Raw genomic sequence first — 26365 nt, 5'->3', positions numbered from 1 at the left:
GCCCAAGTAGCTCAGTCGGTAGAGCAGGGGACTGAAAATCCCCGTGTCGGTGGTTCGATTCCGCCCTTGGGCACACCAGTACGAAGATTCTGAAGGGCGTCGGACTCCGGTCCGGCGCCCTTTTGCTTTTGCAACCCTCAGAGCGCGGCGTCGATGCGTGATGCGAACAGTCCGAACTTCTGGCTGTGCCGCTCGCGTCGACACCAATCCTCGATGACCTTCAGGTCCACTTCTTCTCTCCGTGCATGGAAGACAGCAAGGGCCTGTTCCAGGCCACTGAAGTCATTCCAGAAGAGAAAGGACGCGAGTCGGTCACGGCAGGAGTCCGTAGGCGACAGGACGTACAGCACCTCAGCGTCACGACGGACGGTGCTCCAGCTCTTGACCAGGTCGTCACCCACCGCCAGGGGCCCGCTCGGAAACTCCAGGAGGAAGAGCGAGCGTGGGTGACGGTAGAAGTCTCCCTTCCGGATGAAGCCGAGTGCGGCCAGCGCTGCTTCGCCTCCTGTTCCCTTGAGGGTGATGACGAAGTCGAGGTCTCCGGATTGATACGCCTCCGGCGCGTAAGTAATAGGTTGCCGCGCTTCCTCCGGTGAGCACCGCGTGGAATCCGCTGCGATCCAGGGCTGTGCAGACGGCGAAGGCAATATCCGTGAGTGACGAGCTGGGCCCGATCACAAGAGCCCCGGTTTGCCAGCACGACGGGGACGGCGGCGCCGCGCGGCGAGCTTGGACTGGAGGCCCACGTCGTGTTCCCCGCGCTTCCAGAGCAGCGCGCTGAGTTCCGCGTGTGCGAAGTATCGAGGATTCAGGGAAACCACCCGCGTCCGCCCCACCAGCCGACTGACGATGATCGCCTCTCTCTCGAGCGAGGTCAGGATGGATTGAACGGTGAATGGGCGGACGCCCAGCAGCGCCGCCACCTCACTGGGGTAGGTCTCATCGAGCAGACGGATGGCTACAAGCACCGCCGTCCGGGTCGAAGTACCAAAGAGCCGAGAACCTTCTTCGAGCACGATGTTGATTTACCAATTTTATTGGTGATGTTGCCAGTGGTATTGGTGATCCTGCTTCTTCTTTCGGCCAGAAGAAGCGCGCTCGTCAGCGGCGCGGAGCGCGATGCGCGAAGCGGCAAGACCTGGACAGGTCCCATCTCCAGTCCGTCGCCACCCTCCATGCCGGGCCAGAGCCTGTGTTCTTCCCAGCGACAGCGTGCCGAGGGAGTTCCTGAGCCCTACGACCGCGTCGATGGCGTCTTCGATACTGCTCGGGACGTGCTGGAGCAGGCGGTCTCCCGAAGCAGGGCAGCCGCACCGGGTGCACATCCGGGCGCGACGCGGTAGATGGGGGCCCGGAGGTTCATCAACGCAATGGACGCGAACGTGGTGGCGGAGCTGGAGAAGGCGGGCGTGAAGGTGGAGGACCCCATGCGCCTGTTCATCCCCGTGGAACGGGACGAACAGGGCCAGGTGAAGCCCGTGGGCGACGAGGTGCCCGTGCGCTTCGGCGACGTCACCGCCCACGTGCGCCTCCAGCCCATCTCCGCGCTGTGGACGGGCAACAAGCAGCCCCCCGACTTCACCCGGCCGCCCTTCCCCGAGTACGAGCCGTTCTTCTTCCTCATCGAGGCCACCGCCGCCGGCTTCTGCCGCGACACCCGCCACGCGGAAGTGGACCAGGAGTTCTCCCAGCTCTACCGGCACCTCGCGCGCCGGCCCGACGGCCACCACAAGAACCCGCTCTTCTCCTACCTGCGCGCCGCCGCCCGCCTGTACCTGTCCCTGCGCGACGTCAGCCAGGCGGAGTTCGAGGCCGTCGCCCAGCGCCTCCACCAGTCCGCCAAGCTCCACGCGGGCCACATCGGCAGCACGAACTACTTCCAGGCCGTGCTGCGGCAGGTGCTGGGCGCGTAGCGTCCGCGGAGAGCGCACGCCGGGCCGCCGGGTGTCCATTCGCGGAGGCTCCGAGAGGCAACCTGGAAACAAGGCTCGTTGGAGGGCCATCCCATGGGTAGTTTTCCCATTCGATGCCCTCCCGCTCCGCCTCCCCGCAGACCCTTTCGCTCCGGCAACGACTCACGAGCAGACACCTCCATGAGCTGGCCGGTCGGGAGATGCTCGCGCAAGCCCGGCGGTGGCTCGTCCGGGAGGCCGTGGAGGTGTGGCCTCCTTCCCGGGGCCGCCTCCAGGGGACCGTCTTCGACGACCAGGGCCGCATGTTCGACGCGTCCCTCCGCGTGGACCCGGACTTCGAGGGGCTGCTGCTCGAGTGTGAATGCGACACCTATTGGAGCGAAGGGGTCTGCGCGCACGCGGTCGCGGTCGGGCTTGCGTGGCTCCAGGCCTCCACTCCCCGGGCGCGGCGGCGCGCTCCCGCGTCCCGGCCCGGGCCGCCTCCTTCCCGCCGCCAGCTGAAGGCCCCCTCCCCTCGGCCCTCCTCCCCCGTCGACATCCAGGCGTGGCTCGTGGCGCACCACGTGGAGCGTGCCCGCATCGTGCCCGTGGCCGTGCTGGTGCCCCTCTTGCCCGGGCCCTTGCAGCGGCGAGTGCTCCCCGCGCTGCGAAAGGCCACGGTCGTGGACGCGCTGGAGGGCGGCCCGAAGCTCCGGCGCCTGAGGCTCGGTGAGCAGGAGGTGCTCGCGGAGACCGCCTGGCGCTGGGTGAATGACGAAGCGGGGCGCGTGTCGCGCGGGCGGGTCCATGAAGCCTCCGCGAAGCCCCTGCCGCCGCCCACGGACGACCGCCTCGCGCTCCTGCGGGATGCGCTGACGCGGGTCCGCGCGCGGATCCGCGCGCAGGCCGAGCCCCGGTCCCTGTCCCCGGTGCCCAGGGGCATCCTCCAGGAACGCCCGTTGCGGCTGCTCGTGAAGGAGGCGGAGCTGGCGACGTGGCGCCTCACACACCCTCCTGCTCCTGCGCGGTCCGAGGACGAGGGCCATGTCGAGCTCGACCCGCGCGCCTTGATGGAAGGCCGCCCGGGCGTGTCCTGTCCATGCCGCCCCAAGGCGACCGAGGCTTCCTGCGTCCACGCCCTGACCGCCGTGGACGCGGCGCTGGCGCTCCTGGCGATGCCGAAGCAGGCCGCGAAGCTGGCGGAGCTGCTGTTCGAGGCGCCAGGCCGGGAGCTCCTGTCCGCGCTGGAGGCATCCCTGGTGGACCGGACGGTGCGCGATGCTCCCGCGACCGGCAACTACGTCACCTTCCGACTGGAGCCCGAGGCCTCGCGCGGATGGCGGCTCCGGCCCTATCTGCACCTGCCCGCCAGGAAGGGCGGCCTGTCCCAGGGTCGCGCCGTCACCTGGTACGACCGCGACAACGCGCTCCGGTCGCTCCAGGATCCGGATGAACGCCATGCTTGGTCCCTCCTCAACGCCGAAGAGCGGATGAGCAGGAATGGCGTGTACCTGGGCGACAACATCGGGGGCGGCGCGCCGTACGCGCTGCTGCTCCAGGCCCTGCGGTCGCTCGCGCGCAGCCCCCGGCTCAGGCTTGCTGGCACCCCGGATGTTCCCCTGCGGGTGCGGGAAGCGCCGCTGGGCTTCGCCCTGGAGCAGGACGGCCAGGGCCTGCGCCTGCGGCCCGCGGTGGAGGGGCACCCCGTGGCCGCGGAGGCCCTGACGCCGCCTCCCGAGGGGCCGGGGGCTCCACAGCCCTGGCTGCTCTTGGAGCCAGGCGTCCCACGCGTCACCCTGGTGTCCGTTCCTCCTGGCGCGGGGGCCCTGCTCGAATCCCTGGCGCGCCACGGCACCTACGTCTCCGAGCGCCAGCGCGACGCGCTCGTGGGACACCTCGCCGCGCTGGAGGCGGCCTTCCCCGTGGCGCTGCCGCCAGCCCTGGAGCCCCGCCCCGTGGAGGCCCAGCCGGGCCTGCTGGTGCGGCTGCGCGCGGTGGAGGACGCGGGCCTGGAGGTCTCGCTCCTCGTGAGGCCACTGCCGGAGGCGCCTCCCCAGCCCGTGGGGGAGGGCGCTCCCGCGGTCCGTGGCCAGCGCGGCAAGGAGCGCGTCATGGCCCGGCGCGACCTGGACGCGGAGCGAAGGGAGGCGGACGCGCTCCTCTCACGTCTGTCATTGCCGGCTGGCATGTATCACTTCACGCGCGACACGGTGGAGGACGCGCTCCAGCTCCTGGAGGCGCTGGAGCCGCTCGCGGGCCCGGGCGTGCGCGTGGAGTGGGCGGAGCAGCCGTGGACGGTGACGCGCCCGGAGACCTCGAACGTGCGGGTCCAGGTCCTGCGGGAGCACGACTGGTTCGGCGCGAAGGGCGGCGTGGAGCTGGACGGCGCGCGCGTGGAGCTGGCGGTCCTGCTGGAGGCCGTGCGCCGCCGCCAGCGCTACGTCCCGCTGGGGAAGGGGCGCTGGATGCGCCTGACGGAGGCGCTGCGCGAGCAGCTGACCCCGCTCGCGGACGTGGCGCACTCCGGACGGAGGGGGCTGGAGGTGAGCGCCGCGGCGGCGCCCGTGCTGGACACGCTGGAGAAGGCGGGCGCGCGCGTCCAGGCGCCTCCGGACTGGCGCCAGCTGGCGAAGCGCATCCGGGATGCCCACGCGCGTCCGGTGCGCGTGCCCCGGGGCCTGAAGGCGGAGCTGCGCGACTACCAGCGCGAGGGCTTTACCTGGCTCGCGCGGCTGGCCTCGTGGGGCGCGGGGGCGTGCCTCGCGGATGACATGGGCTTGGGCAAGACCGTCCAGGCGCTGGCCCTGCTGCTGTCGCGCGCGGGGGAGGGCCCCGCGCTGGTGGTGGCGCCCACGTCCCTGCGCGGCAACTGGGCGCGCGAGGCCGCGCGCTTCGCGCCGTCCCTGCGCGTGCACCTCTGGCAGGACGCGGACCGGGAGGCCCTGCCGTCCCAGCTGAAGCCCCGGGACGTGCTGATCATCAGCTATGGCCTGCTGGCGCGGGATGCCACCAGGCTCGCGGACGTGACGTTCACCACCCTGGTGGTGGATGAGGCGCAGGCGGTGAAGAACCCGGACACGGCCAGGGCCCGCGCACTGCGCACCGTGAAGGCCGAGGCCCGCGTGGCCCTCACCGGCACGCCGGTGGAGAACCGCCTGTCCGAGCTGTGGAGCCTCTACCACCTGCTGTTCCCCGGCCTGCTGGGCGGGCGCGAGTCCTTCCACGCGCGCTTCGCCATCCCCATCGAGCGGGACCGCGACGCCGACGCCCGCGCCTCCCTGGCCCGGCTGGTACGGCCCTTCCTCCTGCGCCGCACCAAGGCCCAGGTGGCGCGCGAGCTGCCCCCGCGCGTGGACACGGTGGTGCCGGTCACCCTGTCGGAAGCCGAGCGGCGCCTGTACGACGACGTGCGGCTGGCGGCGCTGGCCCGGCTGGGGGAGGGGACCGCCGGCGGGGACCGGCGCTTCGAGATGCTGGCCGCGCTCACCCGGCTGCGGCTGGCCGCGTGCCACCCCCGGCTCGTCGACGCGGACTCGGGGCTGGCCTCCTCGAAGCTGGAGCGGGTGCTGGAGCGGGTGGAGGAGCTGCTGGCGGAAGGGGGCCGCGCGCTCGTCTTCAGCCAGTTCGTGCGCCACCTGAGCCTGGTGCGCGACGCGCTCGCGGCCCGGGGCATCGCGTTCCAGTACCTGGACGGGCGGACCCCCGCCGCGGAGCGGCAGGCCCGCGTCGAGGCCTTCCAGCGAGGGGAGGGCGCGCTCTTCCTCATCTCGCTCAAGGCGGGCGGCACCGGCCTCAACCTCACCGGCGCCGACCACGTGCTTCACCTGGACCCGTGGTGGAACCCCGCCGTGGAGGACCAGGCCTCGGACCGGGCGCACCGCATCGGGCAGACGCGCCCCGTCACCGTGTCGCGGTTCGTGTCGGAATGCACCATCGAGGAGGCCATCCTGGCCCTCCACGCGGAGAAGCGGGACCTGGCGGACAGCCTGCTTTCGGAAGCGGATGGCGCCGCCGCCCTGTCGCCGGAGCAGCTGCTGGGCCTGCTGCGCTTCGGCGCTGACGCGCACGCGGATTGAGGCCGCCGGGCGCCGGGCGCGGCGTTTCTGGAATAGGGTGCGGTGCCGCCCGTTCCCGGGCGCCGCCGAGGTCCCTCCCCAGGAGCAAGGATGTTCCGTCCGCCGTTGTCGTGGTTCGCCTGTCTGGCCCTCCTGGGTGCACCCCAGGCCGGGGCCCAGGCCGTCTCCGAGCCGTCCGCGAAGCCCGCCGCCTCCACCCCCGTCGCGAAGCTGGGCTCGGACATCCAGGCCCGCACGCTGAAGAACGGGCTCACCGTCATCGTCTGGCCGGACCACGACATCCCCAACGTGGCGCTCGCCAACTGGTTCCGCGTGGGCAGCCGCAACGAGCGCCCCGGCATCACCGGCCTGTCCCACTTCTTCGAGCACATGATGTTCAACGGCGCGAAGAAGTACGGCCCCGGTGAGTTCGACCGCGTCATGGAGGCCAACGGCGGCTCCAACAACGCCTTCACCTCCGAGGACGTCACCGTCTACCTGGACTGGTTCCCGGCGTCCGCGCTGCCCCTCATCCTCGACCTGGAGCAGGACCGGCTCCAGTCGCTCTCCTTCGACCCCAAGGTCATCGAGTCCGAGCGCGGCGTCGTCTACTCCGAGCGCCGCTCCTCCGTGGACAACGACAACAGCGGCGCGCTGCAGGAGCAGGTGCAGGCCACCGCCTTCGTCGCGCACCCGTACCAGATCCCCGTCATCGGCTGGCCGTCCGACATCGAGTCCTGGCGCATGGAGGACCTCCAGCAGTACTTCAAGACGTACTACGCCCCCAACAACGCCACGCTCGTGCTCGCGGGCGACCTGGAGCCGGCCCGCGTCTTCGAGCAGGTGGAGGCCACGCTGGGCACCATCCCCGCGCAGCCCGCGCCGGAGCCCGTGCGCACCCTGGAGCCCGAGCAGCAGGGCGAGCGGCGCATCGTCGTGAAGAAGCTGGCCCAGTCCCCGCTGCTCCAGGTCGCCTACCACGGCCTCGCCGCCAACGACCCGGACATGGAGACGCTGGAGCTCCTGGGCCTCATCCTCTCGCACGGGGACTCGTCGCGCCTGCACCGCAAGCTGGTGGACGAGGCGCGCGTGGCCATCCGCGTCCGGAGCGCCACCGCCGGAGGGTTCGACCCCTCGCTCGTGTGGTTCGCCGTGGACCTGCCGCCGGGCGGCGACCTGGCGAAGGCCGAGGCGCTGCTCACCGCGGAGCTGGCCCGCGTGGTGAAGGACGGCGTCACCGACGCGGAGCTGCGCAAGGCGCGCAACGTCGCGCTGGCCACCTTCTGGCGGAAGCTGGAGACCAACAGCGGCCGCGCCCGCGAGCTGGGGAACGCCGCCACCTTCCGGGGCGACTGGAGGACCCTGCTCGACGCGCCCGCGCGCTACGAGAAGGTCACCCGCGACGGCGTGAAGGCGCTGGCCGCCCGCATCTTCAACCCCGACCACCGCACCGTGGGCTGGCTCGTCCCCACCCCGGCTCCCGCTGCCCCGGCCCCCAAGGAGGCCGCGCGATGAGTGCTCCCTTCCGCCTTCGCTCCGCCGGACCCCACGCGATGAACGCTCCCCGTCGTCCCGACCCGCGCATGATGCGCGCCGCGCTCGCCACGCTGCTGCTGACCTCCGCGTGCGCGACCGCGCCGGCCCCGGTCGCCGCCCCCGAGGCCCCGCCGCCTCCGTCCGCGCCGGCGGCCCCGGCCACCCCGGCGCCCGCCGCCCCGCTGTCCACGAAGGGCGTGACGCTGCCGGAGACGACCTCCGTCACGCTGAAGAACGGCGCGCGGCTGCTCCTGGTGGAGAAGCACGAGCTGCCGCTGGTGTCCTTCAGCGCCTGGCTCAAGGGCGGCGCCGTCACCGACCCCGCGGGCAAGGAGGGGCTGGCCGCGCTCACCGCCGAGCTGCTCCAGAAGGGCGCGGGCTCGCGGAGCGCGCAGCAGTTCGCGGACGCCGTGGACGGCGTGGGCGGCGAGCTGGAGGTCCTGCCGGAGCGGGAGGCGCTCGTCCTCAATGGCAGCTTCCAGTCCCGCGACACCGCGCTGATGGTGGAGCTGCTGTCGGACATGCTCGTGCGCCCCCGCTTCGACGCGCAGGAGCTGGAGAAGGCCCGCGCGCTGCGCGTGTCCGAGATCGCCGCCGCCAAGGACGGCGATCCGCGCGCGCTCATCGGCATCTACTTCAACGCCTTCCACTTCCCCGCGCACCCCTACGGCCGGTCCGAGGTGGGCAGTGAGGCGTCGCTGCCCACCATCCGCCGGAGCGACGTGCTCGGCTGGGCGAAGGCGAACCTGGGCGGAGACCGGCTCATCCTCTCCGTGGTGGGGGACTTCGACGCGAAGCAGCTCGCCGCGAAGCTGGAGGCCGCCCTGGGCGAGTGGGCCCCGGCGGCCCAGCCGCTGGCGGCCGTGCCTCCCACCGCGCCCACGAAGGGCCGCCGCGTGCTGCTGGTGGACAAGCCGGACGCCACCCAGACCTACTTCTCCATCGGCAACACCGGCATCCGCCGCACCGACCCGGACCGCGTCGCGGCGCAGTTGGGCAACACCGTGCTGGGCGGCCGCTTCACCTCGCTGCTCAACACCGAGCTGCGCGTGAAGACGGGCCTCACCTACGGCGCCCGCTCGGCCCTGGAGCCCGCCCTCCAGCCCGGCCCCGTCGTCCTCACGTCCTATACGCAGACCGCCTCCACGGGCCGCGCCATCGACCTGGCACTGGACGTGCTCGCGCGCTACCGCCAGGACGGCATGGACGACGCCATGCTCGCCTCCGCCAAGGCCTACGTGCTGGGCCAGTTCCCTCCGACGCTGGAGACGGGCGACCAGCTGGCCATGAAGCTGTCGGAGCTGGCCTTCTACGGCCTGGACGCGCAGGACGTGAACGGCTTCGCGGACGCCGTGTCCGCCGCCACCCGCGACGGCGTGCGCGCCGTGCTCCAGCGCGTCCTGCCCGCCCAGGAGGACCTGACGTTCGTCCTCATCGGCAAGGCGGACGCCCTGCGCGACGTGGCCCGCAAGTACGGGCCCGTCACGGAGATGAAGATCTCCGACAAGCGCTTCGCCCCGCCGCCGACGCCTGGCCGCTAATGGCAGACGGAGGTGGGCGCAAGCCTTGAATTGCGCCCACCCAAACTACCCATCAAAAAGTAAATATCCAGAAAGTCATCCCTGTCGCGTATAGAGGGTGGCGTCTGGTTGGGGCCGGAACCGGACAAGCATTGCTGAATGTTTGTCACGAAGGCCCATCATGTCCTTGCGACGTCTGTCGTTGTTGCTCATCCCCACCTGCGCGGCCTGGCTGGGCTGCGGAGGGGCCGCGCCTCCCGCCGAGGAGGTGAACCCTCCTGAACTCGCCATGGACCCCCGCGAGGGGACCGCGGTCATCACCAACGAGGACGTGCTGCCGGGGTGCGGCGAGCCCGACGCGGGCTCCGGGCCGGTGGATGCGGGCACGTCCGTGCTGGTGACGGCGGACACGCGCTTCCACTCCGGCGCCGGGGTGACGGTGGTGCCCCAGGACCTGGCCGGCTCCGACGTGGAGATCCTCGTCCCCCACGGCATGGACCTGGACCGGTACGCCGGCACGCCGGTGGCGGGGGGGCTCCGCTTCGACAACGTGCCGGACGGCGAGTATCTCCTGCGCTCGAACCAGAGCTATTACCTGACGCGAGAGCGCCACTTCGACCTGGGCATCAACCGCATCGGCCGTCCGGATGCCGTCTATGTGAACGACACCGAGTCCCCCGCGTCGGTGGAGCTCTTCAACCTGGCGCCCTGGCAGCCGTATACGTCCCTCTCCGAGCCGGGCACGTCCTTCCAGCTCATCAGCGCGGACGTGAACGTGAGCGGCTCGCTGGTCAGGTCCACGGAGCCCGAGGTCGGTGACACGTCCTTCGTCGACCCGTCCGCCTACGCGTACTTCGGCACGAGCTATGGAGGTCCCGTCCTGGACGCGTCCAAGGGCGACCGCCTCTACGTGAACCAGCTCAACTCCGTGCAGGCTGGGACACTGCCGAGCGGTGAGCCCCTGGCGTACCTGTCGGTGCTGAGCAGCGCGCACCTGCCGTCGTTCTCGTTCACGCCGGACGGCACCACCTCGCTGCCGCTGGCGGCCACGATGCAGCCCGTGAGGCAGCAGCCCTTCTCCCTCGAGTGGCGCCTGAACGAGTTCACCCGCTGGCGCTCGGACGTGAACCCCACCGGCGCGCTCAACTACCCCTCGTTCTCGGTGGTGCCCGCGCCGTTCGGCTACCAGCACGGCTGGGTGGGCTACCAGGGGGAGCTGCTCGACATGTGGCTGCCTCGCGGCGAGGACGGCGTCATCGCGAGCCGGCTGGCCTACGGCAATCCCTATCCAGCCAGCTGGGGCGTGGTGGGCACCGCCGCCTATTCGTTCCGGTCCGCGACGCCCGTCGTCGTGGGGAGCCGGACGCACTACCCCAGCGGCAACATCTACATCACCGACCGGCTGGACCACCTCATCGCCGGCCCCATCTCGCCGCCCATCTCGCCGCCCCGGGAGCTGCGCATCGACGGCGTGGACGCCTATGTGTCGCGCGTCGTGGGCAGCAACCGGCCGGTCATCTCGTGGCGGCCTCCCGTCCGGGGCACGCCCCGGAACTACGTGGTGCTCGTCATCCAGTTGATGGACACGTTCGGCGCCAACCCGACGCTGCGCTTCCATGTGCCCGGTGACCGGACGCAGGTCCGCCTGCCGCCGGACCTGCTGCTGCCCGGCTCCACCTACTACGTGCGCGTGGTGGCGGATGGCTCGCCGAACTACGCGCCCGAGCGCGCGCCGTCCGTCACCGGGGACCTGCTGCCCATCATCACCGCGGACACGTTCAGCGCCGCGTTCACCACGCCGTAGCCCCGACGTGGCGGCCCGCTACCGCGCAGGCGGGCGGTGGCGGGCCATGCACCGCTGGTAGCGGGCGTCCACCGACCTCGCGAACCACGCGGTGGTGCGCTCCCCGCTCAGCTTCACGCTCTTGAGCGTCACCTGGGGAAGCTGGGCGTAGGCGGGGGCCTGCCCCGTCCGAGTCGCGTACACGCGCTTCACCGCCAGGTACGTGTCCGTCTTCTCGAAGTCCGCCGTCTTCTCCTCCTCCACGTCCCGGCGCACCCGGCGCTCGCTCAGGTCCGGCGCGTAGCGCTGACGGAAGAGGAGCAGCGCCTTGAGGCTCTGGCTGTCCTCGCCGCGCGGCGCGCCGTCCTTGTCGTACAGCTGGAGGTCGCCGTCGGTCGCCAGGGCGACGCCGGTGAGCTGGCTGACCTGGGCCTGGAGCGCGGCGTTGCGCGAGCTGTAGACGCCGCCGTTGTAGTCCGCGAAGCGGTAGAGCGGCGCGTCGTACGCGGCCTCGAAGCCCAGGAGCCGGGCGGTGCCGTAGCGCACGCCGCCCGCGCGCGTGTAGAGCGACTCGCGCACCGCCACCGGATCCGCGTCCGCGCCCGCCTTCTCCACCGCGTAGCGGACGCTGACCTGCATGGATCCCGCGGTGGTGACGGGGTTCTGCCCCGCGAACGAGGACGGACCGAACAGCGAGCTGGCCAGGTCCGCGGCCGCGTATGCCGCCGGGTACTCCGCTTCGTAGTACGCGAGCATGTCGCGGAAGAGACGATCCAGGTCCCGCTCCGTGCGCAGGGCATTCAGCCGCGCCCCGAAGGTGCGCTTCGCCCCCTTCGGCTTCGCCGCGAGCACCTCGTCCAGGAGCCGCCGCCCCAGGGGGCCCAGCCGCCCCGCCGTGCTGTCCAGCTTCTGACGCACCAGCCTGGGCAGCCCCGGCACCGCGGGGTCCGCCTGGAAGCCGGACTCCTGTTCGATGACGGCCAGCACCTGACACACCTCCGGCGCCGCGGCGGGGATCGCCTCCGCGTCCAGCGCCGCCAGCACGTCGCGCGCCCACCCCTCGCGCTCCGCCCCCTTCACCTTCGCGGGCAGCAGCCGCGCCACCTGCGCCACCGACAACGTGGGCGGCGCAGGCACCTCCGTCACCACCGGTGCCCGCGATGCACAGGCCGTGAGCGCCAGCAGCACCCCCACATACAGCGCCCCCACCTGCCGGCGGACCGCGCTCCGCCTCATGTCCCCCTCCCGGCGGAGGGGGGCGGACGTCTCATGAAACATTTTTTGAGACATCCAGGAGGCAGGTTCGTTTTCCCCTGAGAGCCGGTGAAGAGCAGCAATGTTGTTGAAATTTTCCTAAACTGCAATTCAGGTTCTCTTGGCTTGATCGGCAGGGCTTGGGAAAGTAGCTAAACGTACTTTCCGCAAAAAGTAGTTGCTCTGATGATTTCGAGTGTGTCACGTATCATCCCGCTGTTTCTTCATGGAGGTATCGCGTTGGCTCATCGACTGTTGAAGACGATTGGCGCGGCTTGGCTGGGCGTGGCTCTGACGGCGTGCGGTACGCAGGGTTCGACGGGGGACGAGACGCAGGCGCCCCAGCAGGAGAAGTCGGGTGAGGACATCCAGAGCGCGCTGAACGCGCTCGGTGGCGGCGCGCAGGTGCTCGGCGTGCACGCGGATGGCATCCCCGACAGCATCCGTGGCGAGCTGGGCCGCGTGGAGCGGACGCTGACCACGCTGCAGTCGAGCCGCCAGGCGGTGGCCGGCGTGGCCCCGGCGTTCCGGCTGAACGCGGACGACATGGTGCTGCGCAAGGCGAACACCGACGAGCAGGGCAACCAGCACCTGCGCTTCACGCAGACGAAGAACGGCCTGGAGGTCATCGGCGGTGAGCTGGTGGTCCACGTGCGTCCGGACGGCTCGGTGTTCGGCGCCAACGGCTCCGCGCGCGACGGCCTGAACGTCTCCGCGCTGCCGCGCATCGCGGCGACGTCCGCGCGCGACGCGGCGCTGAGCGCGACGGTGGGTACGGGCCTGGACGTCCTGGGCTCCCCCCGCCTGGTGTACGTGCGCACCGAGGACGGCGCGCTGCGCCTGGCGTACGAGGTGAAGGTCACCGGCGAGGCCGCCGAGATGCCGCTGCGCGACCGCGTGTACGTGAACGCGGCGGACGGCTCCATCGTGCTGCGCGTGCCGGAGATCCACACCGCGCTCAACCGCAAGGTCTACAGCGCGAACAACGGGACCAGCACCCCGGGCACGCTCAAGCGCAGCGAGGGCCAGGCGGCCATCGGTGACTCGCATGTCGACATGAACTACGACATGCTGGGCTACACCTACAACTGCTACAAGACGCACTTCAACCGCGACTCGCTGGACAACGCGGGTGAGACGCTCATCAGCACGGTGCACTACAGCCGCAACTACGTGAACGCCTACTGGGACGGCACCCAGATGGTGTACGGCGACGGCGACGGCGTGAACTCCATCGAGCTGGGCAAGGACGCGGACGTCACGGTCCACGAGCTGACCCACGCGGTGACGGAGAACGAGTCCAACCTCACGTACTCCGGCCAGTCTGGCGGCCTCAACGAGGCGATGTCCGACACCTTCGGCGCCTTCTGCGAGAGCGCGGCGAACAACTGGAGCACCTCGGCGGACGTCTGGATGGTGGGCGAGGACGTCTGGACGCCGGGCACGCCGAACGACGCGCTCCGCTACATGGACGACCCGGCGAAGGACGGCGCGTCGCTCGACTGGGCGCCTGACTACTCGGGCCAGGACGTGCACTACACCTCCGGCATCCCGAACCTGGCGTTCGCGCTGCTCTCCAAGGGCGGCACGCACCCGCGTGGCAAGAGCACCATCAACGTGCCGGCCATCGGCGTCCAGAAGGCCGGTCAGATCTGGTACTACGCCAACACCAACCTCTACACGGCGAGCACGACGTACGTGCAGGCCAAGGCCTGGACCATCCAGGCGGCGGCGGCCCTGGGCTACGACCAGGCCACGCAGGACGCGGTGAAGGCGGCCTGGGAAGCGGTGGGCGTGGGCGTGACGGTGCCGCCCCCGACCTCCACCCCGCTGACCAACGGCACGCCGGTGACGGGCCTCTCCGGCAGCGCGGGCAGCAAGAAGTACTACTCGCTGGCCGTTCCCGCGGGCTCCACGAACCTGAAGTTCACCATCTCCGGTGGCACGGGTGACGCGGACCTGTACGTGCGCTTCGGCGAGGCGCCGGACGCGTCCACCTACGACTGCCGCCCGTACGTCGGCGGCAACGCGGAGACGTGCACCATCACCAACATCCAGGCGGGCACCTACTACGTGATGCTGAACGCCTACTCGGCGTACTCCGGCGTGACGCTGACGGGCAGCTACACCACGGGCGGCACGGGTGGCGGCAACGTGCTGCAGAACAACGTGCCGGTGACGGGCATCTCCGGCGCCTCCGGCTCCTTCACCACGGAGTGGATCACCGTGGACGTGCCGGCGAACAAGTCGGTCACCTTCTCCACGTCCGGTGGCTCGGGTGACGCGGACCTGTACGTGAAGTTCGGCTCCTCGCCGACGACGTCCTCGTACGACTGCCGTCCGTACCTGTCCGGCAACAACGAGTCGTGCAGCGTCAATAAGACGACCGCGGGCAAGTACTACGTGAAGATCCGCGGCTACAGCGCCTACTCGGGCGTGACGCTCAAGGCCGTCTGGTAGTCGCACCCGCTTCCAGCCCGTCTCCCTTCGCGTGAAGGGGGCCGGGACGAAGACAGGCACCCGGGGAGCCCTCATGGCTTCCCGGGTGTCGTCGTTTCAGGCGTTGGGAGGGGCGCGGTTCTAGCGCCGCACCTGCACGTCGCGCGCGACGGTGCGGCCGCCCATGAGGACGAACTGCGCGCGCACCGGCGTGCCTTCCTGTAGCTCCTGGAGGGGCACGCGCTGGCCCTGGCGCAGGCCCCGGCTGCGCTGGTCGAGCTGGAGCTCGTAGACGGTGCCTTCGCCGTCGCGCACGTGCAGGGTGCCCTGGCCCACGCGCGTCACGCGGCCGCTCACCGTGCTGGACGCGATGACGACCTGCTCCAGCGGCCTGTGGGCGGCGGTGTCCGTCACCGCCGCCTGCGCCGCCTTGGCCGCGCCCTCGTACCAGGCCTCGTCCTCGCTGGCCTGCACGGCCTGGGCGCCAATCATCACCCGGCCCTCGGCGGGCGCCTGCGTCGCGGGCGTGCCGTCCGGGGTGGCCTGGGGCTGTTGTCGGGCGTTCGACTGGGCACTCGGGTTCGCCGGCGCGGCCTGCTGGGGCGGGGCGGCGTTCGGGTTCGCCTGGGCCGTGGGGCCCTGCGCGGGCGCGTTCACGCGGGGCCCTGGCAGTGGCCGGGCGCCGGGGGGCGGTGCCGTGTCCGGAGGCACCTGTGCGTTCGCCGTGGGAGGCGCGTCGCCGCTCGGAGCGCGGATGCCGTCCACCGTGCTTCGCGCCAGCGCGGGCGTGGCCGGCACCATCAGTCCGCCGCTCGCGGAGTCGCGGGACTGCATCGTCGCCGGCACCGCCGGCACCGTGTCCGCGGTGTCCTGCTCCCGACAGCCGGAAGCGAGCGAGCACACCCCCACCATCCCCCACCACATCCACCGTCCACCCATCCGCCAGCCCTCCCGCAGGCGAACCTGCGGACGACCCCCTGCCGTTGCAAGCGTCCGGCGTGCCGTGGAGTGTTGGCTTCCCGATGGCGAAGGCTACGCGGGGAGCGTGGCGGCCACGGCGCGCACGTGGTCGCGCACCAGGTCCCGCGCGGCGAGGAGCTCCGGTGCGCTCGACGGCGTGTAGCCCAGGCACAGCACCACGTCGTCCTCGGGGGCGGCGCGCGTGCCCAGCGCCGCGTAGTCGAGCGAGCGAGGGGTGGGCTCCCCTTCCGCGTCGTGGGCGAAGCGGCCGAACACGGCGGCCTGGCTGTCGCGGCCGGGAGCCGTCTCCTTGAGGGCGAAGAGGCGGCGCATGGCGGCGAGCGACTCCGGGCGCTCGCGCAGGACGTCCGGGGACGCGGGGCCTCCCAGCTCCCACTCGAGGAGCTTCAGGCAGCCGCGCACGAACTCCACGTCGGTGATGACCAGCCCATAGAGGTACCAGTCCGCGCACGCGGCCTGGACCAGCCGCGCCTGCGCGTCGGTGAGCCAGCCGAAGGACGGACAGGTGAAGGTCTCGCAGATGGTGGCGCGGTACACGCCGCAGTCGCGCAGGTCCGTGCCGCCCGTCACCAGCGGGTGGCCCAGGCAGCCCACGCGCTGGTGCTCCGCGTCCAGGAAGCCCAGCAGGGGACACACCCGCACGATGGGGAAGAGCGCGGGGGCGTCCCGGTTCGCGGTGAGCTCGCGCGCGGCCTCGGCGTAGGCCTCGGGCGTGTGGGGTGTGCGGGAGAGCCGCTCGGTCTGCGCCGTGAGCCGCCGGGTCAGCGCCGCGCGCGAGTGGTCCCGGAAGTTGTAGAGGCCGCAGCAGGCGCCGCACGACGCGCCCTTCCCGGGCTGGCACAGGTGGAAGGAGACGGACATGTCAGAACCAGTCCGGGCGCATGCGCGCGTAGGAGTCCTCGCCCGTGCGGCACAGGTGGGCGAGCAGCGGCACGCGCGGCACCTCCACGGCGAACCAGTACTGCGCGGCGGCGAGCTTGCCCTCGTAGAAGGCGACGTCCTCGGGGGAGGGCGCGCGGGAGAGCCCCTCCTTCGCGGCGGCGCCTTGCGCGAGCCAGCGCCACGCCACGGCCACCACGCTGAAGAGCTCCAGGAAGTCCGTGCTGTGACGGAGCATCACGTCCACTTCCCCCGCCATGCCGCGCGCGCCCAGCTCCCGGGTGAGGGCCGCGGCCTGCTGAAACGCGTCCTCCAGCGCGTCGCTCCACCCGGGCTCCACTCCGGCGGCGCGGGCGCGGGCGGTGGTGGCGCGCACCTCCGCGTCGAGCGCCTGGAGCGCGGCGCCGCCCTCCGCCACCGCCTTGCGCCCGAGCAGGTCCAGGCCCTGGATGCCGGTGGTGCCCTCGTGGATGCTGTTGAGCTTCTGGTCGCGCAGCCACGCCTCCGGGAGGTACTCGCTGGAGTAGCCGTAGCCGCCGTGGATCTGGAGCGCGAGCGCGTTGGACTCGAAGCCCTTCTCCGCGGGGAACGTCTTGGCGATGGGCGTGAGCAGGTCCAGGAGCAGCTGCGCGCGCTTGCGCGCGGCCTCGTCCGGGGCGTGGTGGGCGAGGTCCGACTGGGTGGAGGTGGCGAGCAGGAGCGCGAGGCCGCCCTCCACGATGGCCTTCTGGCGCAGCAGCATGCGGCGCACGTCGGCGTGCTCGATGATGGGGGACTGGGCGCGCGCGGTGTCGCGGATGCCGGCGGGGCGGCCCTGGGGGCGCTCGCGCGCGTAGGTGAGCGACTCCTGGTAGGCGACGGCGGCGGTGGACACGCCGTTGAGGCCCACCATGATGCGCGCCTCGTTCATCATCTGGAACATGCACGCGAGCCCGCGTCCGGGCTGGCCCACGAGCCAGCCGTGGCAGTCCTGGGACTCGCCGAAGTTGAGGACGAGGCTGGGCAGGCCGCGCCAGCCGATCTTGTGGATGACGCCGGCCACCTGGACGTCGTTGGGGACGAGGGTGTCGCCCTGGGGCCTGCGCGCGGGCACGGCGAAGAGGGACACGCCGCGCGTGCCGCCCTCCGCGCCTTCGATGCGGGCGAGGGTGAGGTGCACGACGTTGTCGGTGAAGTCCTGGTCGCCGCCGCTGATGAAGATCTTGGAGCCCTGGAGGCGGTACGTGCCGTCCGGCGCGGGTGTGGCGCGCGTCTTCACGTCCGCGAGGCTGCTGCCGGCCTGGGGCTCGGTGAGGGCCATGGTGCCGGTCCACTCGCCCCGGTACATCCGGGCCATGAAGGTGTCGCGCAGGAAGGGCGTGCCGAAGACCTCCAGCAGGTGCGCGGCGCCGATGGTGAGGCCCAGGTAGCCATAGGCGCTCAGGTTGGCGGCCATGAGGTAGGCGCTGGCCACGGCGTGCACGGTGAGGGGGAGCTGCTGGCCGCCGACCTCGGGAGGGCGGGTGGCGGTGAGCAGGCCCAGGTCGGCCATGCCGGCGTAGAGCGCGCGCATGGCGGGGTGGACGCGCACCCGGCCGTGTTCGAAGACGGGCGGGGTGGCGTCCATGGGCCGGTAGGTGGGGGCGAGCACCTCGCGGGCGAAGCGGCGGGTGCTGTCCAGGAGGAGCGTGAAGGTGTCACGCGAGTGCTCCTGGAAGGCAGGCAGCGTGCAGAGGGCGGCGGTGTCCAGCGCCTCATAGAGCTGGAAGTCCACGTCGCGGTCCGACAGCAGCGGGTTGGGGCGGGGCACGCTCATGCCCGGGTTCCCTACCAGGACGCGATGGGGTCGTCGAAGTCGTCGTGCGACGGGCATTCACCGTCGGACGGGGGCGGGGTTTCCGGGCGGGGAGCGAGCGGGGGCAGCGAGGGCCTGGGCTGCCAGGTCGGGGTTGGGGGGCTGTGCTGTTTGATGCCGGTGTCTGACATGGGTGCGCCTCCCTGTGGCGTGTCCCGGCTGCTTTGGGCTGAAGGTGTGGCGCATGTCTGTCCATTGCCAGTCGGGGGGCCCCGGGGTCGCAGGTGGGGACGGGCGGGGAGGCGAGGTCCCGCAGGGCATGTCGGCCCGGGTCTGCGGGAGGGGCGAGCGCGACGCACCGTTGGGAGGTGGAGGTGCTTCAGATGCTCATCGTCGGCTCGATCGTGGTCGGAGTCCTGGTGATGATGGTGGTGATGGGTGGGGTCATCGCGGGGGGCGCGCTCGCGCACAAGAACGCGCGCGAGGACGACGCGCGCTGGGCAAGGGAGGACGCGGAGCGCGCGGCGCGGCGCGACCGGGACATGTCCGGACCCGTGGGTAGGGAGCCCGTGCACGCGTGAATGCGTGAGGTGCCTTCCTCGCGTTGATGCGAGGATGCCGCACCGTGCGATTCGTGCTGCTGTCATTGCTGGGGTTCTTGATGGGGTGCGCGGCCTCGGTGCCAGCTCCCACCCCCTACGCGTCCGCGAAGATGGCGCGCGGGCCTTGGGCGGAGGTTCCATCGGTCGAGATGCCTGCGGGAGACAACTCCATTCCCATCGACTTGATGCGGGATGTGGCGGACGCGTTCCTCAAGCGTCCAGGGGCTCGGGTGTGCGACCCCGCGACGCTGCGGCCCATCCCGGGGCTGTCTACGGAGTACTGCGCGGCCGTCTACGTCGCAGGTGGGCGGGACGCCCTGTCCTGGCGTGTGTCTGAGCCTGTTCGTGGCAGTCACGCTCGCTGCTCCGTGCCATCCCATGTTCAGGATGCGGATCATCTCGCCTCGCAGGTCTGGGTGGTCGGATTCATCCACAATCATCCTTGCGGTAGCCCCCCTTCCTCGGTGGATCTCCTGGCCTGGCCGACCGATGTGGTTGATCCGCTGACGGCCATGGCGGTGGTGCGCCTCGTTCCTGGCAATCCCGCGCCTGCCCTCTTCAAGAACCTGGCGATCGAGATGGCCTCCGCACTGGTTGCGGAACGCATGGACGGCAGCCGGGTCTACTTGCGCTATTTTCCCACGGGCGAAGTCGAGCAATGGAGTGAGCGGCGACGACGGTGGATCCTCCTGGGGACCTGCGCGCCAATACAGAGCCAACTGGGGGCAGCCCCTCAGTGCACGAATGGGCCGCTGCGGCTGCTGCGTGAATGACCTGGGAGCGTCGATGAGGGGTAGGGCTGTGGCAGCAGGATGCATCGCAGTGCTCGCGGGATGTGCCGCGCGGCCGAAGGCATGGACAGCACCCATTGAATGGCCCGACGAGACATCCGCCACGCTCGTGGGACAACCCATGGAAGCCGGGGCCGTGGTCGCTGCCGCCGGCGCGGTTCGGGAGTTCATCCGCACGTATCCTGACTCCACGTTGTTCCAGGGCTGTTCCAGCCCAGAGCAGGGACTGGCGGTCGCCGTCTTCACCGGGCCGACCCAGGGCCTCTACTTCGTCGTGGTTCATCAGGACTTCAGACCGTGTGGTGGACCTCGCATCCGGATGCTTGATGGATGGGATGCGTATGCGGTCACTCCCCAGGGAGCCGTGGTCGCCAAGGCTCCTCCCCCGGTGGGAGATGCCTCCTTTGCGATTCCACCACCTGCCCCAGACGCGCAACAGCCACCCTCGGCGTCTCCCGTGCAGGAGGTCCCACCCCCTGCGCCTGAAGCACCCGCGAATGACGCCGGACCTACCGGGGACGCGGGGCGTAGTAGCGGCGCAGCCAGCGACTGAGCCCATCCAGGCCGGGGAAGAGGACCCGCTCGGTGATGTTCGCCTGGTCGAGCTTGTCCCTGATCTCCCACTTGAGCGTCGCCGGCACCACCAGCCTGCGCACGCCGTGATGCTGGTGCCCCAGGAAGTCGTTCAGGCTCAGCCCGGGCCCGTTCATCACGGAGAACAGCGCGAACTGGTTCACGATGCGCGCGTCCAGCGACGGCGGCTCGAAGAACAACACGAACGCGTGCTCCGCCAGCCCGTCGAACGCCGTCAGGTCCTGCGCCACCGACGCCAGCATCTCCCCCGTGAACACGTCCGCCCCCTCCAACCGCAGCTGCTCGCGCAGCGGCTTGGGCAACTGCTGGTTCGTCTTGTGGTAGTCCACGCACCAGACCGCCCCGTCCTCCTCCATCAGGTCCAAGCGCTCCGTCATGAAGTGCAGCGCCACGTAGGGGCTGAACGTCCAGTCGAGCAGCCGCGTCGGCATCCCGTGGTGCTGCGCCAGCGCCAGCCAGTCCCAGACGGACGTCAGGCGCTCCGTGCCCGGCACGCCCCGCGCGTACTTGCGGAAGGCCCGCAGCAGATCCCGCTCCAGCCGCACGAACGCTCCCTGGCGGTTGAGCGTCGCCGTCAAATCCAACGTCGCGTCCGGCACGCCCCGGAACACGAAGCTCGTGCGGAACCGGTGCAGGGGCTCGTTCCACGAGCCCGCGAACATCAGGTCCTGCAGCTCCAACCAGGATGTGACTCGCCGCTCCTGCATCCGCTGGCCCCTCGCCGCCTGACAAGGTGGGCCCGGTCCTTCAGGGCCGCAGCCGGAGACCCGACGGAAACGGCGCCGGACGACGGGCGCCCCTCCCGCCCGCTCCCCCTCCCAGCGGAGGGGCGCGGAGGCGGGCAGGGCGCCCGGCTGTCTCAATCACAGACCTTGAAACAACAGACGCCTCAAGGCTGCCCGAAGTCCGCGGGCTGCGTGAAGGCAAACGTGCTGGCGCCTGGCGCCTTGTCCTCCTGGAACAGGGGGCACTTGGCGCAGGTGAAGCTCTCCCAGTCCTGACGGACCGCCACGTCGATGCAGCCGCCGTAGAAGCGGCAGTGGACGTTGCGGTGCTCCTCGATGGAGAACGTTTCGGCCCGCAGCGGAGGGTGGAACCGGGTGGGACGCGGCTGTGGACAAGGCATTGGATTCTCTCTAGCCCCCCTCGTGGGTGCTGATTCCCTCTACTGACTGGTGCGTCGCGTCATTCCCGGCATTCCGCGGGCCGGACACTGAACGCTTGCACCCTGGCTCATCGCCGCCAGCAAAAGGCCGTGTGGGTGCGACACATTCAAACGGCACAACAGCCTAATGACGTCGGGCGTCCCGGGCCCGCCTCGCCAGGATGTCTGCCTTCACGCGGAGCAACCTGCCGGGCAGGCCGCCGGAATCTTCACCCCGGGAGCGCTTTCCCGCGAGAATGCGGCGGGTGAGCCCCTTCGCCCGACCCCCCCGCGCTTCCTCCCGCTGGCTGAGCGCCCTGGCGCTGCTGTCCCTGGTGCTGCTCAGCGGCTGTTCCGCCTTCTCCCGCGCCGTGCGCGAGGGCGACGGCGCCGCGAAGGAGCGCCACTGGGCGGAGGCGGAGGCCGCCTACCTGCGCGCCCTGGCCGCGGACCCGCAGGCCTCCGAGGTCACCGTGAAGCTGCGCGCCGTGCGCAAGGAGTGGGGCGCGGAGGTGTACCAGGAGGCCGGCGCCGCCCATGCCTCCGGGGACCTGGCGTCCGCCACCAAGCTGCTGGTGCGCGTGCTGGAGCTGGACCCCGACCACGAAGAGGCCCGCGCGCTGCTCGCCCAGACGCTGGAGGCCCGCGTGCAGGTGGCCCTGGGGCTGCTCAAGGAGGAGAAGCTCCAGGACGCGCGCGCGGAGCTGGACGCGGTGCTCGCCGTGGCGCCGGACCACGTGAACGCGCGCAAGGGCGTGGACGCCGTGCAGGTGGCGTGGGCGAAGCGCTTCTTCTCCAGCGCGGAGACGCTGGAGAAGGCCGGCAAGCTGGGCAACGCGCTCGTGGCCTACGTGCGCGCGGACCAGGAGCGCGTGGGCGCCACCGCCGCCCGCGAGCGCGCGGAGGCCGTGCGGCAGCGGCTGCGCGACGAGGTGGCCTTCCTGGTGGTGGCCACGCCCGTGGAGGACAACGCCCAGGCCCCGGACGTCGCCCAGCGGCTGAGCGCGGGGCGGCTGGCCGCGGCGCTCCCCACGCAGCTGCCCCTGAAGGTCGTGACGGAGGCGCCCCCGGGCCGCGTGGGCGTGAAGCTGGACCTGGCCCTGGAGCGCGTGCTGCCGCTCAAGGCGGTGGAGGAGTCCCAGCGCAGCCAGCGCTACCTCGCGGGCAACCGCTCCGTGCCCAACCCCAAGCGCGGGGAGTACGAGAAGAAGCTCCTGGAGGCGGAGCGCACCCTGGAGGGCGTGGAGCGCAAGCAGGCCGCCGTGCTGCGCGAGTACCTCAAGGCCCAGCTGGAGCTGGGCACGCTGCGCGACGTCGCCGAGCGCTGCCGCGAGCGGGAGAAGCGCGAGTGCCGCGCGGCCATCCAGGAGTGCGGCGAGGAGGCCCGCAACGCGAAGAGCCCGGGCAAGGTGCCCAGCGAGTGCGACCCGGAGCGCTGCTCCGGCCAGTGCACCCAGGACGAGGGCCTGATGTCGATGAAGGCCAAGGCGGCGCGTGTGCTGGAGGTGGCCGTGCAGGTGGCGCTGGACAAGGCGGAGACCCAGCGCACCGAGGTGCAGCGCAACCGCGACGCCGTCTTCCGCGAGCCCATCACCGTGGAGGAGCCCATGTACTCGGACTTCGTCTACGACGTGCAGCTGCACCGGCTCACCGTGACGGCTACCGTGACGTCGGTGATGCGCGACCTGCTGTCGCCCCAGCAGGTGCCCGCGCCCAACACGCAGGACTACGCGGTGCTGCACGAGGACCTGTCGCACAAGGGCTATGACCGCTACGGCGTGCTCGCGGACCCCGTGCAGCTGCGCAGCGAGCTGGAGCTGCGCGTGGACGCGGGCGACAAGGCCGTCCAGGACGTGGCGAAGCACGTGAAGGAGCGCTTCGACCTGTACCGCGGCAAGCGCGTGGAGGACGCCCGGCGCGGCATGGTGCGCCCCGGCGCGGAGGACGTGGTGGAGACCGCCGTGCGCGCGCTGCTGCTCACCGCGGACGCCCCCCCGCAGGACATCCTCCAGCCCGTCGCCCGCGCGCGCGGCCTCACCAGGCCCGAGGCCCTGCTCGGCGTGGGGAAGTAGCCCCCGCTCAGTCCAGGCTGGCGCTCATCTCCGGGCGCTCCAGCCGCAGCGTCTCCACCCGGCGCCGGCGCGCCCCCGCGATGGTCAGGTGCCACGCGGCCGCCGTCAGGCCCACGCAGCAGCAGCCCACCCACAGCGCGCGGGCGCCCACGTGGCCCAGCATCGCCCCGCCCAGCGCGGGGGCGGCGCTGGACGCCAGGCCCCACATCATGTGGTACGCGCCCTGGTAGCTGCCGCGCAGCTCCGCCGGCGCCAGGTCCGCCACCACCGACGGCGCCACCGGCGAGTGGACGATCTCCCCCAGCGTCCACACCGTCACCGCGGCCATCGCGAGCGGCACCGTGGCCGGCAGCGCGTGCAGCCCGAAGCCCACGCCGATGAGCACGCCCGCCACCGCCAGCGCGGTGGAGCGCCGCACCCGGCCCACCCCGCGCACGATGAACGGCTGGAGCGCGACGATGAGCACGCCGTTGACGGACATCACCAGCCCGTACTCGGCGGGCGTCAGGCCCTGCTGGGTGAGCGTCAGCGGCAGGCTCATGAAGCTCTGGTGGAGCAGCAGCGCCAGCGCGAACACCGGCAGGCAGAAGGCCAGGTACACGCCGTCGCGGAAGGGCGTCAGCAGCGCCCCCAGCGGGGAGTGGGACGCGTGCGCCGCCCGCGCCTCCGCGGGGCGCGTCTCCGGGACGAAGGCCCAGACGCAGCAGCCGTAGAGGAAGGTGGTCACCGCGTCCGCGATGAAGAGCAGCCGGTAGCCCAGCCCCGCCAGCAGGCCCGCCAGCGGCAGCGCGATGGCGAAGCCCAGGTTGATGACCCAGTAGAGCAGCCCGTACGCGCGCGCCCGGTCCCGGGGCGCCACCAGGTCCGCCACCGCCGCGGCCACCGCCGGCCGGTACAGGTCCCCCAGGATGCCCAGGAGGAAGGCCGCCGCCGCGATGCGCCCCGGCGTCTCCGAGTGGCCGATGAACAGCATGGCCCCGGACCCCAGCCACAGGCCCCCCGCGAGCGTCAGCCGCCGGCCCACCCGGTCCGCGAGCATCCCGCCCAGGGGCGCCGCCAGCACCGCGCCCGCGCCGTTGAGCGCCACGATGAAGCCCGCCTGCTCCACGCTGAAGCCGCGCTCGCGCGTGAGGTAGAGCGCCAGGAACGGCGCGACGAAGGACCCCAGTCGGTTCACGAAGGTGCCCACCCACAGGACCCAGTACGTCCGTGGCAGGCCACCCCCGCCCAGCGCTCTCAACACCGTGGCAACGGGATTCATGGAGGATGCCCGACGGCCACGGGAGGGACGCCTGACCGCGGGCGCCCGCCAGCATGCGCCCGCGCCCCGCGCGTTTCCACGCGCCCTCTGCCGCGCGCGGGCGGTTGGAGCCTCATGCATTCCAGTCGCGCGCGAAACGCGACTTCCCGGTGCGCCCTTCATGGGGCTGGACATCGCTTCCGGGCTCCTCCAGGTTGCCGCGCCAACCCACACCGGGAAAGGCGGGCATGGGGCAGGTCATCGGACTCCTGGGGGTGTGCCTCCTGTTGGGCGTGGTGGCGCGCCGGAGCGGCCGGTTCCCGGAGGGGACGGCGCCCGCGTTCAACGCCTTCCTCCTCAACGTGTCCCTGCCCGCGCTGGTGCTGCGCGCCATGCACCGGCTGGAGTTCGCGCCCGGGCTGCTGGTGGCCGCCGCGGCGCCGTGGCTGCTCTTCGTGGGGGCGGCGCTCTTCCTGCGCCTGCTCGGGCCCCGGCTGGGGCTGGCGCGCGAGTCGGTGGCGGCGCTCATCCTCACCGCGGGGCTGGGGAACACGGCCTTCGTGGGCCTGCCCATGGCCGCCGCGCTGCTGGGGCCCCCGGCCGTGCCGGTGGCGGTGGTGGCGGATCAGCTGGGCTCGTTCCTGGTGCTGGCGACGCTGGCCACGCTGACGGCGGCGAGGGCGCGCGCCCGGGCGGCGCTGTCCGTCCGCGCGCTCGTGCGCAAGGTGGTGCTGTTCACCCCGTTCCAGGCGCTGGTGGTGGCGCTGCTCCTGCGCCCCTTCGCCTTCCCGGACTGGCTGGAGTCCGTGCTCCAGCGGCTGGGCGACCTGCTCACGCCGCTGGCGCTGTTCATCGTGGGCTTCCAGCTGCGGCTGAGGGGGATCGGGCCGCGCGCGCCGGCGCTCGCGCTGGGGCTGTCCTACAAGCTGGTGCTCGCGCCGCTGGCGGTGCTGGGCGTGTTGACGCTCGTGCCGGGGCTGGCGCTGGTGGTGAAGCAGACCGCGGTGCTGCAGGTCGCCATGGCGCCCATGGTGACGGCGGCCATCCTCGCGGCCGAGCACGACCTGGATCCGGAGCTGGCGGTGCTGATGGTGGGCGTGGGCATCCCGCTGTCCTTCTTCACCGCGCCGCTGCTCGTGTCCCTGGTGCACTGACGCCCGTGCGGCGGGAGGCGGCGCGCGGGCTTCGCGCGGTGCCTCCCGTGCGGTCGCACGGGCGCTCTCATCATCGCCGCGCCGGGGAGCGTGCCCCCGGGCGGGCTGTCATCTTGAAGCGGCGGGCGCCCCGGGTCAGGCGAGCGCCGTGGTCTGGAAGGAGAGCTCGACGCCGTTGGGCTTCACGCGCATCTGCGGACGCGACAGCACGTGGCACTGGGGGCAGTAGCCGTGTGCGCCGGCCGGCGTGGCCCGGATGGAGACCGCGCCGCCGCACATCATGCAGCCCTCGGGTAGATCGAAGTCCGCGAACCGCTCTCCGCTCTGGGTCTCGAATTGGGTCATACCCTTGAGTTAACGCAGGATCGGCTCGACACAAGCAGACCGGTCCCCCCTCGCGAGGACCCGGTGCGGCACCTTGCCCCACCTTTCAGGGACAGAAGGCGGCCCTCCAGGGCAGCCTGCAATCGTTACCGGCCCCCCTCGCTCTGCTCACCCCCCGACATCACAACCCCTTGGGCGGGCGGGCGGGGACGTGGACGGTGATGGACCCCTCCGGGGAGGTGGTGCTGGAGGAGCGCGCGCCCGCGGGCCCCTGGGGCGTGGTGGCGGGGGACTTCCCGTTGGACCGGGGCGCGGCCACGGGCACGTGGAC

The 26365-nt window shown here is 71.6% G+C and carries 20 protein-coding genes and 1 tRNA gene; 12 read left to right on the top strand and 9 right to left on the bottom strand.

The window, feature by feature from the left end:
* Positions 1-73: transfer RNA gene (locus U8525_RS27165), tRNA-Phe, on the top strand.
* A 64-nt stretch (positions 74-137) separates the two neighbouring features.
* Here U8525_RS27165 and U8525_RS27160 read toward each other — a convergent pair.
* A complete protein-coding gene (locus U8525_RS27160) occupies positions 138-647 on the bottom strand; it encodes a hypothetical protein (protein ID WP_374269483.1) in 510 nt (169 codons plus the stop codon).
* A 102-nt stretch (positions 648-749) separates the two neighbouring features.
* Between U8525_RS27160 and U8525_RS27155 the strand changes: the two genes are divergently transcribed.
* The 6 genes from U8525_RS27155 (at position 750) to U8525_RS27130 (ending at position 10807) form a co-directional block, all read left to right on the top strand.
* A complete protein-coding gene (locus U8525_RS27155) occupies positions 750-1343 on the top strand; it encodes a hypothetical protein (protein WP_374269481.1) in 594 nt (197 codons plus the stop codon).
* A gap of 27 nt (positions 1344-1370) precedes the next feature.
* Positions 1371-1913 (top strand): hypothetical protein, encoded by a 543-nt coding sequence (locus tag U8525_RS27150; protein ID WP_120551272.1) that lies wholly within the window; start codon positions 1371-1373, stop codon positions 1911-1913.
* Between the two features lie 200 nt (positions 1914-2113).
* On the top strand, positions 2114-5968 hold the full coding sequence (locus tag U8525_RS27145) for an SNF2-related protein (protein ID WP_374269479.1): 3855 nt from the start codon (positions 2114-2116) through the stop codon (positions 5966-5968).
* A 90-nt stretch (positions 5969-6058) separates the two neighbouring features.
* Entirely contained in the window at positions 6059-7462 is a 1404-nt protein-coding gene (locus U8525_RS27140) for a M16 family metallopeptidase (protein ID WP_374269477.1), read from the top strand.
* 38 nt (positions 7463-7500) lie between these two features.
* Positions 7501-9024: a M16 family metallopeptidase gene (locus U8525_RS27135; protein WP_374269475.1), complete on the top strand. Its 1524-nt coding sequence runs from the start codon at positions 7501-7503 to the stop codon at positions 9022-9024.
* 160 nt (positions 9025-9184) lie between these two features.
* Positions 9185-10807: a hypothetical protein gene (locus tag U8525_RS27130; RefSeq protein ID WP_374269474.1), complete on the top strand. Its 1623-nt coding sequence runs from the start codon at positions 9185-9187 to the stop codon at positions 10805-10807.
* Positions 10808-10825: 18 nt separating this feature from the next.
* Here the strand turns inward: U8525_RS27130 and U8525_RS27125 are convergent, their stop codons facing one another.
* Positions 10826-12022, bottom strand: a complete 1197-nt coding sequence (locus U8525_RS27125) for a DUF1615 family protein (protein WP_374269472.1) — start codon at positions 12020-12022, stop codon at positions 10826-10828.
* Positions 12023-12280: 258 nt separating this feature from the next.
* Here U8525_RS27125 and U8525_RS27120 point away from each other — a divergent pair, with 258 nt between their 5' ends.
* On the top strand, positions 12281-14500 hold the full coding sequence (locus U8525_RS27120) for a M4 family metallopeptidase (RefSeq protein WP_374269471.1): 2220 nt from the start codon (positions 12281-12283) through the stop codon (positions 14498-14500).
* Between the two features lie 120 nt (positions 14501-14620).
* Here the strand turns inward: U8525_RS27120 and U8525_RS27115 are convergent, their stop codons facing one another.
* The 3 genes from U8525_RS27115 to U8525_RS27105 all read right to left on the bottom strand — a co-directional run bounded on the left by U8525_RS27115 (position 14621) and on the right by U8525_RS27105 (position 18134).
* The gene (locus tag U8525_RS27115) at positions 14621-15418 is read right to left on the bottom strand and encodes a hypothetical protein (protein WP_374269469.1); all 798 of its coding nucleotides are present in this window, start codon (positions 15416-15418) and stop codon (positions 14621-14623) included.
* Positions 15419-15511: 93 nt separating this feature from the next.
* Positions 15512-16321, bottom strand: coding sequence for a hypothetical protein (locus U8525_RS27110; RefSeq protein ID WP_374269468.1), 810 nt, complete (start codon positions 16319-16321; stop codon positions 15512-15514).
* Position 16322: 1 nt separating this feature from the next.
* Positions 16323-18134, bottom strand: coding sequence for an acyl-CoA dehydrogenase (locus tag U8525_RS27105; protein ID WP_374269467.1), 1812 nt, complete (start codon positions 18132-18134; stop codon positions 16323-16325).
* A 362-nt stretch (positions 18135-18496) separates the two neighbouring features.
* Between U8525_RS27105 and U8525_RS27100 the strand changes: the two genes are divergently transcribed.
* Both U8525_RS27100 and U8525_RS27095 read left to right on the top strand, forming a co-directional pair.
* A complete protein-coding gene (locus U8525_RS27100) occupies positions 18497-18694 on the top strand; it encodes a hypothetical protein (protein ID WP_374269465.1) in 198 nt (65 codons plus the stop codon).
* Between the two features lie 44 nt (positions 18695-18738).
* The gene (locus U8525_RS27095; RefSeq protein ID WP_374269464.1) at positions 18739-19488 is read left to right on the top strand and encodes a hypothetical protein; all 750 of its coding nucleotides are present in this window, start codon (positions 18739-18741) and stop codon (positions 19486-19488) included.
* Positions 19489-20015: 527 nt separating this feature from the next.
* Here U8525_RS27095 and U8525_RS27090 read toward each other — a convergent pair.
* Both U8525_RS27090 and U8525_RS27085 read right to left on the bottom strand, forming a co-directional pair.
* Complete coding sequence (locus U8525_RS27090) at positions 20016-20807, bottom strand: FRG domain-containing protein (protein WP_374269462.1); 792 nt, start codon at positions 20805-20807, stop codon at positions 20016-20018.
* A 182-nt stretch (positions 20808-20989) separates the two neighbouring features.
* Positions 20990-21226, bottom strand: coding sequence for a hypothetical protein (locus U8525_RS27085; RefSeq protein ID WP_374269460.1), 237 nt, complete (start codon positions 21224-21226; stop codon positions 20990-20992).
* A gap of 275 nt (positions 21227-21501) precedes the next feature.
* Between U8525_RS27085 and traC the strand changes: the two genes are divergently transcribed.
* A complete protein-coding gene (gene traC / locus U8525_RS27080; protein WP_374269459.1) occupies positions 21502-23316 on the top strand; it encodes an outer membrane exchange accessory lipoprotein TraC in 1815 nt (604 codons plus the stop codon).
* A gap of 7 nt (positions 23317-23323) precedes the next feature.
* Here the strand turns inward: traC and U8525_RS27075 are convergent, their stop codons facing one another.
* The gene (locus U8525_RS27075; protein ID WP_374269457.1) at positions 23324-24577 is read right to left on the bottom strand and encodes an MDR family MFS transporter; all 1254 of its coding nucleotides are present in this window, start codon (positions 24575-24577) and stop codon (positions 23324-23326) included.
* A 227-nt stretch (positions 24578-24804) separates the two neighbouring features.
* Here U8525_RS27075 and U8525_RS27070 point away from each other — a divergent pair, with 227 nt between their 5' ends.
* Positions 24805-25710, top strand: a complete 906-nt coding sequence (locus U8525_RS27070) for an AEC family transporter (RefSeq protein ID WP_374269456.1) — start codon at positions 24805-24807, stop codon at positions 25708-25710.
* A gap of 135 nt (positions 25711-25845) precedes the next feature.
* Here the strand turns inward: U8525_RS27070 and U8525_RS27065 are convergent, their stop codons facing one another.
* Complete coding sequence (locus U8525_RS27065; protein ID WP_223641913.1) at positions 25846-26055, bottom strand: hypothetical protein; 210 nt, start codon at positions 26053-26055, stop codon at positions 25846-25848.
* Positions 26056-26365: the final 310 nt, after the last annotated feature.

It is taken from the genome of Corallococcus sp. RDP092CA (assembly GCF_041903675.1).
Lineage (GTDB): Bacteria > Myxococcota > Myxococcia > Myxococcales > Myxococcaceae > Corallococcus.
This window is presented reverse-complemented; position numbering and strand designations above follow the sequence as displayed.